At 70.6% G+C, this 13,516-nt stretch carries 9 protein-coding genes; 5 read left to right on the top strand and 4 right to left on the bottom strand.

Annotation, left to right across the window (positions count from 1 at the left end):
• Positions 1-12 precede the first annotated feature (12 nt).
• Positions 13-1,662, bottom strand: a complete 1,650-nt coding sequence (locus WMF22_RS04605; protein ID WP_438034968.1) for a PfaD family polyunsaturated fatty acid/polyketide biosynthesis protein — start codon at positions 1,660-1,662, stop codon at positions 13-15.
• Between the two features lie 490 nt (positions 1,663-2,152).
• Here WMF22_RS04605 and WMF22_RS04600 point away from each other — a divergent pair, with 490 nt between their 5' ends.
• On the top strand, positions 2,153-4,732 hold the full coding sequence (locus WMF22_RS04600) for an ATP-binding protein (RefSeq protein ID WP_438034967.1): 2,580 nt from the start codon (positions 2,153-2,155) through the stop codon (positions 4,730-4,732).
• A gap of 60 nt (positions 4,733-4,792) precedes the next feature.
• Here the strand turns inward: WMF22_RS04600 and WMF22_RS04595 are convergent, their stop codons facing one another.
• A complete protein-coding gene (locus WMF22_RS04595) occupies positions 4,793-5,542 on the bottom strand; it encodes a hypothetical protein (RefSeq protein ID WP_438034966.1) in 750 nt (249 codons plus the stop codon).
• A 310-nt stretch (positions 5,543-5,852) separates the two neighbouring features.
• Here WMF22_RS04595 and WMF22_RS04590 point away from each other — a divergent pair, with 310 nt between their 5' ends.
• The 4 genes from WMF22_RS04590 (at position 5,853) to WMF22_RS04575 (ending at position 11,638) form a co-directional block, all read left to right on the top strand.
• Entirely contained in the window at positions 5,853-7,040 is a 1,188-nt protein-coding gene (locus WMF22_RS04590; RefSeq protein ID WP_438034965.1) for a hypothetical protein, read from the top strand.
• A 105-nt stretch (positions 7,041-7,145) separates the two neighbouring features.
• Positions 7,146-9,059 (top strand): glycosyl hydrolase, encoded by a 1,914-nt coding sequence (locus tag WMF22_RS04585; protein WP_438034964.1) that lies wholly within the window; start codon positions 7,146-7,148, stop codon positions 9,057-9,059.
• Between the two features lie 243 nt (positions 9,060-9,302).
• On the top strand, positions 9,303-10,034 hold the full coding sequence (locus WMF22_RS04580) for a hypothetical protein (RefSeq protein WP_437297888.1): 732 nt from the start codon (positions 9,303-9,305) through the stop codon (positions 10,032-10,034).
• A gap of 110 nt (positions 10,035-10,144) precedes the next feature.
• The gene (locus WMF22_RS04575; protein ID WP_438034963.1) at positions 10,145-11,638 is read left to right on the top strand and encodes a carotenoid oxygenase family protein; all 1,494 of its coding nucleotides are present in this window, start codon (positions 10,145-10,147) and stop codon (positions 11,636-11,638) included.
• Between the two features lie 203 nt (positions 11,639-11,841).
• Here the strand turns inward: WMF22_RS04575 and WMF22_RS04570 are convergent, their stop codons facing one another.
• Both WMF22_RS04570 and WMF22_RS04565 read right to left on the bottom strand, forming a co-directional pair.
• On the bottom strand, positions 11,842-12,378 hold the full coding sequence (locus tag WMF22_RS04570) for an SDR family NAD(P)-dependent oxidoreductase (RefSeq protein ID WP_438034962.1): 537 nt from the start codon (positions 12,376-12,378) through the stop codon (positions 11,842-11,844).
• Positions 12,379-12,615: 237 nt separating this feature from the next.
• Complete coding sequence (locus WMF22_RS04565) at positions 12,616-13,275, bottom strand: hypothetical protein (protein WP_438034961.1); 660 nt, start codon at positions 13,273-13,275, stop codon at positions 12,616-12,618.
• Positions 13,276-13,516 lie beyond the last annotated feature (241 nt).

Genomic DNA, 13,516 nt, shown 5'->3' with positions numbered 1-13,516 from the left:
GTGGTCAGGCGCTCAGGCGAGCGGGCGAGGAGTGAAGTGGAATGCGGCGCTCGGCACGGGGACGCCGTACGTCCGGAGCTGCTGCGCGCGCGTGACGACGGCCGCGCCCTCGAGCAGGTTGCGCGCGACCTGGACCGCGGTGCGGCGCGCCGGGTCCTCGAGGAACGACCCCTTGACCCAGCGGTTGAACGCGCCCATGGCCGGGCCGCACCAGATCTGGTAATCGGCGCGCCGCTTCGGGTCCCCGGCGATCGCCCACTTGCTGGACATGCCGAGATACCAGCGGAAGATCAGCGCCATCTTGTGCTTCGGCTCGCGCGCGGCGCGCTCGAGCTCGGCCGGGTCGCGCTCGGCGAAGAACCGCTCGCAGCCCGCCCACACCTCGTCGCACGACATCTGGAACAGCTCCCTCTCGATGCGCGCGCGCACGTCGCCGGGCAGCGACTCGATGGAGTCGTGGGCGACGTAGAGGTCGTAGAGCCGCTGCGCGCGGACACCGAACATCGTGCCGCGCTTGAGCACCTGGACCTGCACGCCGAGCTCGAACATGTCGGCGGCCGGCGTCATCACCACGTCCGGGAGATCGGCCTGGGCCAGCATCTTCTTGCCCTCGTCAGACAGGCCCGACTCGATGCACGACTGGTTGACCGAGCCCGTGAGCACGTACGCCGCCCCGAGCGCGAACGCGGCGGCGACCGACTCCGGCGTGGAGAGGCCGCCGGCGGCGCCGACGCGGATCGGCCGGTGATACCCGTACTTCGCCGCGAGCTCGTCGCGGACGCCGAGGATCACCGGGAACAGCGCGACGAGGGGCTGGTTGTCGGTGTGACCGCCGGAGTCCGCTTCCACGGTGATGTCCTCGGCGACCGGGAGGCTCCGCGCGAGCTCCGCCTCGTCGCGGGTGAGCCACCCGTTGCGAACGCAGGTGTCGAGGATCTCGGCCGGCGCGGGCGACAGGAAGCGCGCGGCGACCTCCGGGCGCGAGATCTTCGCGAACAGGTGGTTCTTCCGGTCGACGCGGCCGTCGGGCAAGCGCTTGACGCCGCTGTAGGCGAACCGCACGACCATCGGGTTCAGGCCCATGTAGGCGGCCGCCTCGGCCCGCCGGACTCCCCTCTTCAGGTAGAGCTCCACCGTGTCGCTCTCCAGCCTGGGCTGGTTCGGAGCGTGGATGAGGTTGCAGCCCCAGGTGGGGCCGCCCGTCCCGAGCGCCGCCGAGATCTCGTCGATCGCCTGCTCGATCCGGTGCAGCCCGAGGCCTGCGGCGCCGAAGAACCCCATCATGCCTGCCTTGGCCATCGCGATCGTGAGCCGCGTGGTGTGGATGCCGTTCGCCATCGCGCCGGCCACGTAGGGGAAGCGCAGGCCGTGGACCTCGACGAAGGAGCGGTCTCCGAGCCACTCCGGGTACAGGGCGGGCAGCGTTCCGAGGAGCGGGAACGTCGGGACCCCGTTGACCTGATCCTCGCGGAGGACAGCGCCGCCCCGGGACACGCCGACGCGCCCATCCGGCGTCTCGCGCACCACGTGCACCGGCTCTCGCACGCAGGAGACGGCCTCCCGCAAGTCTGTCGATGTGAACGCGGGGAGCCAGGGCCCGCTGCGCCAGATGCCGATCGGCTGGAGGCCGGCGCTGCGGATGACCTGCGGATCCTCAATCATGCTGAGCTGCCTCCTAATGACAAGCACGGCCTCTATAACACCCGTCGTGAGCGGCCCGCGGTAATGGTTCGGTCACGGCGCAACGGCGGGACGGACCCGTTGACCAGGCGATGAAAGCGCTTTCCCCCGGCTCCTCTGCGCCTGACGCGCCCTCGTGACGCACCGCGCCTTTGTTTCGTGACTGTCACGCGCACCGCAGCGCGGCGCTCACCGCGCAGGCGCCGGCGCGCGGGCGCCGGTGCAGAGCTGGTGGCGTTCAGGGCCTGTGGGACGAGGCCAGCGACGCGCAGGCCAGCGCCGCCGGGAAGGCTCGACGGGACCGACACCAGGCGCTACCACAGCGCCCGGCGGCGACGTGAGCGGCGGATCGGACGCGCCAGCCTGCTCGGGCGTCATTTTTCACGACCGCACGCGCTCGACCGCGGCGTCCCGTTACTGAGCAGGTTTGATGTCGCCCGCGCTGGCCTTATGCTCCTGTGACGATACGACGATGAGACGTCTCTACCGCCTCTCTGCCAAGATCAGCAGGCTCCTCACGGCCCGTCGGACGCGCGAAGCACGCGCGCGGACGTCCCGTGTAGCGCCGCCGGACGAGGCCCCGACTGGCACCGCCGCCCAGGAGTGGACGCCGGCGCCCGCCGACCAGCAGCAGGCGGTGCTCAAGTACGTCATCGCCAACGTCCCCCACGCCATCTTCTGGAAAGACCGTCAAGGACGGTTTCTCGGGGGAAATCAGAACTTCCTCAATGACACCAACACGAAGGTGCTGGAGAACCTCGTCGGCAAGACCGATTTCGACGTGTGGGGCAGCAAGAACGCGGAGTGCTTCGTGCGCATCGACCGGGAGGTCATGGAGGGCGGCACCCCGATGCTCGACGTCGAGGAGCCGCTGCTGCGCCCGGACGGCGAGCAGCGGTTCCTGCTCACCAGCAAGGTGCCCATCCGCGACGAGCGGGGCGAGGTGACGGGGATCCTCGGGATCTACGCGGACATCACCGAGCGCAAACGGATGGAGATCGAGCTCCAGAAGGCCAAGGAGGCGGCGGACGCCGCGGCCTGCGCCAAGGGAGAGTTCCTGACGGTGATGAGCCACGAGCTCCGGACGCCGCTCTCCCTCATCCTCGGACCGCTCGAGTCGCTCCTGTCGAGCCGGGACGAACCGCTCTCGCCGCGGGTGCGGGCGGACCTCGAGCTCATCCAGCGCAGCGGGCGGCGGCTCCGCCGGCTGGTCGACGATGTCCTCGATCACCAGAAGATCGAGGCCGGCAAGATGCAGATCGACTGGGAGGCCGTCGACGTCGGAGAGCTCGTCTCGGACATGGTGGAGGAGGCTCGCCCGGCGGCGGCGCGCGGCGGGCTCGATCTCTCGATTCACGTGGATCCCGAGCTGCGGAGGGTCCCCGCCGATCGGCGCAAGCTCGAGAAGATCGCGCTCAACCTGCTGGGCAACGCGCTGAAGTTCACCCCGCCTGGCGGGCGCGTCACCGTCGACCTGCGGGCGCTCGATGGCCTGTTCGAGCTCTCGGTCGAGGACACCGGCCCTGGCATCCCGGCGGACAGGAGACACCTGCTCTTTCAACGGTTTCAGCAGATCGACGCCTCGGCGACGCGAAAGCACGAGGGGACGGGGATCGGGCTGTCGCTGGCCAAGGAGCTCACGGAGCTCATGGGCGGCACGGTCGGCGTGGAGAGCGAGCCCGGGGTCGGCTCTCGCTTCTTCGTGCGGCTCCCGCGCGGCGCGGATTTCCTGGCAGCGCGGCGGGCGACCGCCGCGCCCGAGCCGCCGCGATCGCTCAACGGCGCGGGCACCGCCGAGCCTCCCCCGTCGTCGGTCAACCTCCGCGGCTTCGAGGTGCCTCCGCCGTCCGCCGCAGGCGCGCCCCGCGCCGGCGGCGGCGCGGAGGGGCCGCGCGTGCTCGTCGTGGAAGACAACCCGGACATGAGATCGTACCTGGCGGACATCCTGTCGGCCGGACACGAGCTCGCCCTGGCGACGAACGGCCGGGAAGCGCTCGAGTCGATCGCGGCGAAGCGGCCCGATGTCATCGTCTCGGACGTGATGATGCCGGAGATGGACGGATTCGAGCTGGTCAGGCGCCTCAAGGGGGATCCCGCGCTCCGGGACATCCCTGTCCTCCTCTTGACGGCGAGGGCGAGCGGCGCGGAGGCCGTGGGGGGGCTCGACGTCGGCGCCGACGAGTACATGAGCAAGCCGTTCGACCCCCTGGAGCTCAGGGCGCGAGTCCGCGCCGCCGAGCGGCTGCACCGCGCCTATCTGGAGCTCGCGGCGAAGAACGACGAGCTCGCGGCGACGCTGGAGCGGCTCTCGGAGACGCAGCAGGAGCTGCTCCAGGCGGGCAAGATGGCGGCGATAGGGACGCTGGTGGCGGGGCTGTCGCACGAGATGAACAACCCGGTGTCGGCCATCCTGATGAACGCCCAGCTGCTGCTCCGGCGGCACCGGAAGGGGCACGGCCTGCCCGACGAGGCCTCGCTGCTGAAGGCGCTCGGCACCATCGAGCGGCAGGCGATCCGGTGCTCGGATCTCGTGACGGCGCTGCTCGAGTACGCGCGCGGCAAGCCGATCGGCCGGGAGCCGTGCGACGTGCGCGCGGCGCTCCGCCGCGCGGTCGACCTGTCCGCGCCGCGCGCGCGCGAGCGCAGGGTCCACCTCGAGACGGACGGCGCCTCATCGGCGCTGCCCGAGGTGCTCGTGAACGCATCGCAGCTCGAGTCGGCCTTGCTCAACGTGATAGGCAATGCGCTCGACGCCAGCCCGCACGGCAGCGCCGTGGTCGTCGAGGCTCGCCCGCTGCCGCGCGGGGACATCCACGGCGTGGAGATCGACGTGCACGACCGCGGCTGCGGCATCCGCGCCGAGGACCTGAGCCGCATCTTCGAGCCGTTCTTCACGACGAAGCCGCCCGGGCAAGGGACGGGGCTCGGGCTGTCGCTGACGCACCGGTTCATCGAGGAGCACCAGGGCAGCATCCGTATCGAGAGCGCGCCGGGCGAGGGCACGACGGTGCGCATGTGGCTGCCCGCGCGGCAAGCGGGAGGGGCGGAGTGAGGCGAGGGAGCGAGCCATCGCGACAACGCCGGCCACGCCGGTCATACCGGCCACGCGGGGTCAGCTCGCCGGCGAGGCGCGGAGCTCCGCGGCGAGCGCCGCGCCCAGGGCGAAGAACGCCGGCCGGGCGGGCTCCGGGCCGCCGCCCAGCCGGCGCTCGAGCCGCGCCGCATCCCAGCCGCAGGCGTCGTAGGTCTCCAGCGCGTGCCTGTCGCGCCTGGACAGCCGGGCCCTCGCGCCGCGGAGCGCCGCGGTCATGGCCGGCAGCACCGCGGAGAGCGCGCGGCCGGTCTCCCCCCAGTCGTCGAGCGACGACGGGCTCTCCAGCACATCGACGACGAGGCCCGTGAAGAACAGGCCGACGACGGCCTCGCAGAGGCGATCCAGCGCGCCGCGCACGGCGTCGTCGCCCATCGTCCAGAGCGCCGGGTCCGGGTTGAAGTAGCCCAGGAACGCTTGCAGCATGAGCATCGGCGTCTCGGGCATCAAGAAGCGACGCTCGCCCCGCTCGCGCGACCGCCTGCGGAGCACGCGCATCATCGAGATCATGATCTCGCCGACCGCGAACCCCTGCTGCGCCTGCTCGGTGAGATCGTCGCCCATGTCCACCTCGACGCGGATCCCGGGGGCGAGCCGGGCGACGAACGAGATCCCGAGCGGGTGCACGAACAGCGTCCTCGTGGCGAGCATCTCGACGTCGCGGAGGACATCGTCGGGGAGGACCGCCGCATAGGCGACGAGCGCGCGCTGGACCGCGCCGGTGATGAGCGGGTCCTCGGGGACGTCGTCGACCAGATCGCCCAGGCTCATGATCGACTCCGCATGATCGCGGCATAGCACAGCTGGACCTGGACGAGGAGCGGCGCCCGCTTCGCGCCGGATGCCCTCGATGCCGCCGGCGGCAGCGCGACATCGGAACTGTCATTTATTTGCGGCGAGCGATCTGTCATTTGTCTGTGACGAGAGATCTCGTCATTTATTGATCACGAAGGGGGAGGGAGGCCACGGCGCCCCCGCGCCCCCCTCGAGCCGACAGCGCACCGCATCAAGCTCGCCCTCGAGCCGGAGCTCGATCTGCGGCGCGCGCCGTACGGGCGTCCCTGTGTGGTAGCTTTGGCGCATGACCAGCGCGGGCGCGACGCTGCCAGTCCCGGTCGCGACGCCGCGTCGAGCCGCGTTGCGCGCCCGTCTCGCCGAGTTCCTGCTCGTCGGCGGCGCGACGCTCGTGCTCTTCCCGCTCGCGTGGCTCGCCCGCAGGGCCGTCGGGCTCGACGCGGCGGAGCTCGCGATCGGCTTCCTGACGTTCCACGCCGCGTCCGTGATCAACGATCCTCACTTCGCGGTGACGTACCTGCTGTTCTACAAGGACGCGAGGCGCCGCGCGTTCGGCGGCGCGTTCGCCCCGGCGCAGCGAGCCCGCTACCTCCTGGCCGGCCTCCTGGTCCCGGCCGCGCTGCTCGCGTGGGCGATCGGGGCGCTCTCGACCGGCTCCGCGCGGTCCATGGGCTTCATGATCCAGCTCATGTTCCTCCTGGTGGGCTGGCACTACGTGAAGCAGGGCTTCGGCGTGCTGACGGTGCTCTCGGCGCGGCGTGGGTTCCGGTTCGGCCCCCTGGAGCGCAAGGTGATCCTCGCGCACTGCTTCGCGGCCTGGGCGTACGCGTGGGCGAGCCCGGCGGATCCAGGCAGGGAGGTCGAGGAGAAAGGCGTGGTCTACACGTCGCTCGCGCACCCGCCGGCGCTCGAGCCCGTCACCGGGCTCGCGTTCGGGCTCAGCGCGCTCGCGCTGCTCTGGGTGCTCGCGCGCAGGTGGCGCGTGGAGCGGCGCCCGCCGCCGCTCGCGCCGCTGGCCGGTTTCCTCATCACGATCTGGCTCTGGACGGTCTACTCGAGCCTCGATCGGCTCATGGTGTACGTGATCCCGGCGCTCCACTCCGTTCAGTATCTGTATTTCGTCTGGCTCATGAAGCGGAACGAGGCGCGCGACGCCGAGGGCCCGCCGCTGTTCGGGCGCCCTACCGGCTTGCGCCTCGGGCTCCTGGCGGCGACCGCCGTCGGCCTCGGGTGGGTCGTGTTCCGCGGCGCGCCCGCGCTCCTCGACAGCGCGCACGGCGCGCACGGCGCGCTGGTGCTGAGCTCGAGCGGCGGCGAAGCGATGTCCGACCTGGGCCCGACACCGTACTTCGCGGCCGTCTACGTGTTCGTGAACATCCACCACTATTTCATGGACAATGTGATCTGGCGCCGGGAGAACCCCGAGACAGCGTATCTGCTGCGACAGGACGACCGAGGCGGCGCAACCGGCTGAGCGAGCATGCCGGCGGCGGCGGGCCCTGCACGCGGCGGTTGACACTGAACCGATTAAGAAGTTTCATGTCGCCCTGTCACCGCCACAGTTCGCAGGGAAGAACGCATGAATCTCATCCAGCTCAGCCCACGCTTCTACGCCGCATTCCTCCTGTGCTTGACGGCCGCTTGCGGGTCGTCGAGCGACGACACGCCGCCGGAAGGCTCGGGGGGCGGGTCGTCGGGCACGTCCGGAGCTACATCGTCGAGCGCCTCGGGAGGCGCGTCGTCGAGCGCGTCCGGAGACACGTCGTCGAGCACCTCGACAGGCACGCCGGACGACACACCGGAGTTCCCGGACACGCCGAGGGGCGAGCTCCTCGAGGAGCTCTGGACCTCGTCTCGAGCCGGCAAGTTCCGGTTCGGTTACGAGAACGCCATCACGTGGGGGCTCTACGATCCGGGCACCAAGCAGCTCGTGTCGACCAACGACTGGTTCTCGAGCATGGCGGGCGCCGCCAGCCGCGGCGAGCGGGGCTGGTCGTCGGACGCCGGCGCCACCGTGGGAGAGAACCCCGGGCTATTCGGCGTCTCCCTCGACGCGATGGTCTTCGATCCGGTCCCCTGGAATCGCCGCGACGTCACAGCGGACGCCGCGGCGTACATGCTGGAGCAGCCGGGCGGGATGGTCGCCGTCGACTGGCACACGCCCCCGTGCAACTACGACGTCAGCACCTCGGACTTCGCGGACGCCATCGAGACGCCGCTCGCCACCCTCACGGTCGACGGACAGAGCGTCCCGATTCACGCCCAGGGCGGAGGCACCCCGTTCTATGCCGAGACGTACTATTCGCGCTCCCTCGGCTCCAGCGCGGACATCCCGGAGAACCTGAAGTGCATCTGCAAGATCGCCAACGACGCGCCGATCGAGCAGGGGACCCACGCCGGGATCTCGGCGCGCGACTGGCTCGTGGCCCACGCGAAGTACGTGGCCCAGTTCTTCCGCGAGCACGGGCTCGACGGCAAGCCGATCGTCCTCCGTCCGTTCCACGAGCACACAGGCGGATGGTTCTGGTGGGGTCAGCCCTACTGGAACTGCCAGGCCCTGCTGGACGACGATCAGGCCGTCACCGGCCCCGCCGCTTACAGCGCCGCGTACCGCACGTTCGCCGAGGCTGTCCGGAGCGAGCCGGGGATGGAGAACGTGATCTTCGCGTACTCGACGGACAAGGTGCGAAAGCTGAGCGACAGCGAGGTGACGCCCGCCGAGGCGAAGGTCAGGGATCCAGAGAGCCTCTCTCGCGACATACTCCGGATCCGCCTCGTCGAGGAGCTCACCGAGCTGGGCGCGGCGTACGAGAGCCCGCCCCAGGAGGCGATCGCGGCGCTCGAGAACGAGGGCCAGCCGCCGTCCGCGCTGCTGGAGGCGTACTACCTCGAGGCGTACCCTGGCGACGACCTCATCGACCTCCTCGGCATCGATCTCTATTACCCGTACGAGCGCGCGGCGTCCCCGGCAGATCTCGAGGACATGAAGGCGATGGCGAGCGCCGTCGCGGCGATCGGCGCGGCCAAGGGCAAGCCTCACGCGCTCACCGAGACGGGCACCTACCGGCTGCACCTCCTCCACCGGGTCAGCAAGCTCGCGGCGGGCGCGTCGCTCACGCTCTACCCGGCAGACCACGTGAGCAAGTGGCACGACACCCTGTTCGATGAGAGCCTGCGGACGGACTTCCTGGCCAACTACGGCCTCGGCTCGGCGGGCGCCGTCACGCTCTCTTCCGCCGAGGTAACGAGCCTGTTTCCGGACGCGGGGCGGGGCGCGCTCACCGAGGACTGGTACAACACCCACCTCCTGGATCTCGCCAAGAGCGCCGGCGTCGCTTACGCGCTGACGTGGCAGACCTACTACGACGGCAGCGACTTCGACAACAAGGCCGTCTACTACTATGTCCCCTTCCCGGGCCACCCGGAGGCGGACAACTTCCGTCGCTTCGCGGACGATCCGGCGGTCTGCTTCGGCGCGACAGCCTGCCAGTAGCCCGGCGAGGAGGCGAGGAGCGGAACGCGGACATCCGCTCTAGACGTGAAGGAGCCGCCGAGCCCCGGGCCTCGCGGTCAGGTGTCGACGTTCAGGCGGTCCCAGGCGGCCCACGGCCGCCGGAGCGAGGGAGCTCCGGCGGCTCTTTCACTGTCCCTGTCGCCGCGGCCGAGGGCTCCCTCCCCGGCGCGCGCTGGCCTCGACGACGGCGCTGGAGTAAGGGGAGATCGTTCAGGAGGCACCATGGGCATCTCCATCGCGTACTCGGGCAAGCTCCGCGACCCGAGCGTCGTCCCCGAGCTCGTCGCGGATCTCGCCGCCAAGGCCGCGGCCGCCGGCTGGCCCAGCAAGACCATGAAGGAGCTCGTCGCCGATCGGCGCGTGACGTGCTCGGGTCTCGAGGGGATCACGCTCTATCCCCACCGCGAATGCGAGCCTCTCCACTTTCACTTCGACGGTGAAGGCACCTTCATCAACCACACGTACCACGCGCTGCTCAGCGACTCGAAGATGGCGGACATGATGCGTCAGGCGCTGGCGGAGTCCGCGGCCATCACGCGCAGCCTCACCCGCGCAGCGCAGGAGAATGCGGGGCGCGGCGGAGGGCCGCGCGTCAGCGTCAGCGTCCCCAGCCTGCCGGAGGCGCCGGGCGTCGAGTTCTTCAAGGAGGGGAGCCGCTACAACTGGACGAAGACGCAGTTCGCCGGCCCCAAGGTGCACGTCGCGGTGTGCGCCATCCTGCGGTACGTGAAGCAGCGTTATGCGCCCGAGCTCGACGTCAAGGACGACAGCGGGTACTTCGTCGATGGGGACTACGAGAAGCTCGAGGGCCAGCTCGCCTACGTCGAGCGCCTCACCTCGCTCGCCTCGCAGGCCATCGAGGCCGCCGCCGCGAGCAAGGGCCCGATGACCCTCGACGCGTTCGTGGAGCGGATCAACGAGGAGCTCGCCGAGGCGAAGGACAGGCTGCACTGACGAGCGCCGGCGCCGGTGCGTCGGCCGCTTCGACGCCCGCCAAGGTGATCGATGATGACATCACCAGCGCCCGATGTGATCGTCGATCCCATCGGCCGCCCGGAGGTCCCATGTCCATCGCCCTGTCCGCCCCCGACTTCGACGCCGCCCTCCAGGCCGCCTTCGCCGGCGCGGGGGGCGCCTCCACGGACGCCGCTCGCGGAGCGCGCGCCTTCGATCACCCGATCGACCTCGAGGCCGAGTACGGCTTCACGCCGCTCGCCGTCGAGGGGACGCTGCCCGAAGGCCTCGAGGGCACGCTTTTTCGGGTGGGCCCGGCCCGCGCGACCCTCTTCGGCGTCCGCGTACCGCACTCCTTCGAGGCCGACGGCGGGGTGCTCGCGGTGCGGCTGTCGGGCGGTCGGGCGGAGGGCGCGCACCGCCTCGTGCGCAGCCGCGGCCTGGTGGAGGAGCTCGCGGCCGGGCGGCGCCTCTACGGCTCGACCCTGTCCTGGCCGAAGCGCGTGCTCCACGCGCTGCAGGGCAAGCGCAAGGGCAAGAACGTCGCGAACACGAGCCCCTTCCTCGCCGGCGGCCGGCTGTTCGCGCTCGTGGAGTCGGGCAGGCCGACGGAGCTCGATCCCGCGACGCTCGACACGCTCGGCGAGAGCGATCTCGGCGGCGCGCTGGGTCCCACGTTCTCGGCCCACCCGCACCGCGTGGCCGCCAGGAAGACGAGCTACAACTTCGGCGTCCGCTACGGGCGCAGGACCCAGATCGACCTCTACGCGGTGGACGACGACGGGCGCGCGCGCTCGCTCGGCGCGGTGCCGCTCCCGGCGCCGGTGATGCTCCATGACTTCTGCGCCACCCGCCGTCACCTCGTGTTCTTCGTGTCGCCCGCGATCATCCGGGTGGGGCGCGCGATGCTCCAGTGGGGAGGCTTCGAGTCCTGGGTGCGCTTCGAGCCCCGCCGGGGCACGGAGGTGATCGTCGTCGACATCGACGACGTCTCCCGCGTGCGCCGCTTCGGCGTCGATGCGTTCTTCCAGTGGCATTTCGCGAACGCCTACGACGACGGTGAGGACCTCGTCGTCGACCTCGTTCGCCACCGCACGCTCGCCACGCTCGGCTCGATCGGCAAGGACCCGGATCGGCCCGAGCTCGCCTCCGTCGACGGCGGCGTCCTCGTGCGCCACCGCGTGCGCGCGGGCCGCGAGCAGCTCCTCGTGGAGGACCTCGGCGGCGTCGTCGGCGAGTTCCCGCGCGTCGACCCCCGGGTCGAGGGGGATCGGCACGGTGTCGTCTTCCTCGCCACGAAGGGGCGGGCCGACGACCCGCACGGAAACGCCATCGCGCGCGTCGACGTCGACACGGGCGCGATCACCCTGGCGCCGGTCGCGCACCACGAGCGCCCGTCGGAGCCGGTCTTCGTGCCGCGCGCGCCCGGCGCTCCCGAGGGCGACGGCCACGTGCTCGCCCTGGTCACCGACGCGAAGGCCGGGAAGAGCGCCATCCACGTCTGGGACGCCGCGCACCTCGACGATGGGCCAGCGGCGCGGGTCCACCTGCTCCACGCCTCGCCCCAGACCTTCCACGGGGCGTTCCTGCCCCGCGCGGACTGAAGGCGGCTACTTCCGCCCTGGCTGGCGCGTCGCCGTAAGGCAGGGAGAGGAGGTGGCGCCGCGCCGAGCGAGAGGCTCGTCGGGCGTCGAAACCGCGGTGATATGGGAGCTAGAGCGACAAGCGAGTTGAAACCACAAAAAAGCAGAAATTCACAGGGAGACGGGGAGGCGGGGAGCGAGAGACGGCAAGAGGGAGAAATTCATTATCTTCTTCCTCCCCGCCTCCTCGCCTCCCTGTGAAATTTCTCCGCGCGGCGGGGCCGCTCGCGTCGGAGTCGCGGTGCTCGAACGTGCGCAGGCGCTCGTACGCTCACCGTCGCGTCGCTCGCTCTTTGGCGATCTCGTCGCGGCCGCCCTTCTCGACGAGCGCCGGGAACATCCTGCCGAGGCGCCAGAGGAAGCGTGCGCGCGAGGGGAGCCCGATGACGGGCACGTCGTCGGCCGCCGCATCGAGCGCCTCGCACGCGAGCGCGTCGGCCGGGTAAGGCGGGCCGGCGAGGGCCTCGAGCAGGCGTCGCGCGTTCGGAACCCACGGGGCCGCCGGCAGATCGCGGGGGCTCTCGGAGTCCAGGATCGGGGTCTCTACCGCGGCCGGGTATTGCCGGGCAGAGCACGTTGACGTGGACGCCGCATGCCACCACCTCGATTCGCAGGCTCGTGCTGAGGCCGACGACGGCGTGCTTGGTCATCGCATACGGCGTGAAGAGCTGCGCAGGGCCCAGGCCGGCGAGCGATGCCACGTTGAGGATATGGCCGCTCTTCTGGCGCAGGACAGGCCATACGACAACGTCGTTCGTGTCAAGCTCCCTTTCGGCGCGCCGAGCCTACACGAACGCGCTCTCCGCGATGCCGTCGGTAGGTGCGCACACGCGCGATGTCGGTTCTGCGGCAGCTGGAGGAGCGCATAGCCATGTACGTCGAGCCCCCAATTCGCAGGGAACTCAGGACCCCTGCCGACTGCCGATCGAGAGGCCATGTCAGGGCCCGACCACGTCATCGCCCGAAGAGAGAAAGACGACGAGTGCCGCCTGCACCGCACCGGTGATCAACCCCGTCGCGAGCAGCGCCACAACGGTCCTAACGAGCAAGCCCGCGCGCAGAGCCGAGAGCCGAGGCCCCAGCAGCACCGCAAACCCACCGAGGACGATCGCCAGAGCGCTCGCCTGCACCAGCCCGAACAGCGCATCGCCGGGCGTCGCGAACTCCTGGATCGACTGCCACGACGCGCGCAGTGTAGCGCCGTGCCCAAAGGTCGTCGCCCCCACGCCCACGGCGATCATCAGGCCCGCAGCCACGGGTGCCGTGAACGGAAGGAGCGCGTACGGTCGCCAGAGCGGGCGCTGGGCGCCGAGGCCATGGTGGACCTCCCACGCGAGCGCGACGCTGCAGGCGGACGCGGCGACTTGGGCAGCGCCAGTGCGCAGCGCGGAGACCGCCAGCAGCCAGGCCAGATGCTTCTCTGCGCCGAACGCTGCCAGCGCGTGTCCGATCTGGAAGGCGAGCGCGGCGCCCCTCACCAGCGAGGCCCCGACAAGCCACGTGACGAAAATCCTCGCAGCGCGTCGTGACAATGGGCCCGCGGGGACGGGCTCGACCGGGGCGCGCGGCGCCTGGTATGGGTTGTCACGCTGGTTCATCGCGCTCGACACTGACAGAGCACGCGCGGGGCGCATAGGGGGAATGCCTCCTCAGAAGAATTTGTGGGTGAGCCATTCGGGCTCCGACAGGTTCCCGAGCGCGTGGTAGCGGGCGATCTCCGCGTGCTCGCAGGTCCGAAACCCATACGCTTTTCTCGTCGTAATCCTCGCCTCATCGTGCCTGCCGCTGACGTCGTCGAGAATCTCGGATTTTGAGCGACTCGAGGCGCCCGCCACGGGC

It is taken from the genome of Sorangium sp. So ce204 (genome assembly GCF_051526795.1).
In the GTDB taxonomy this organism is placed as follows: Bacteria; Myxococcota_A; Polyangia; order Polyangiales; family Polyangiaceae; genus Sorangium; species Sorangium cellulosum_B.
The sequence above is the reverse complement of the archived record's forward strand: the minus strand, read 5'-3'. Positions and strand labels throughout refer to the sequence as shown.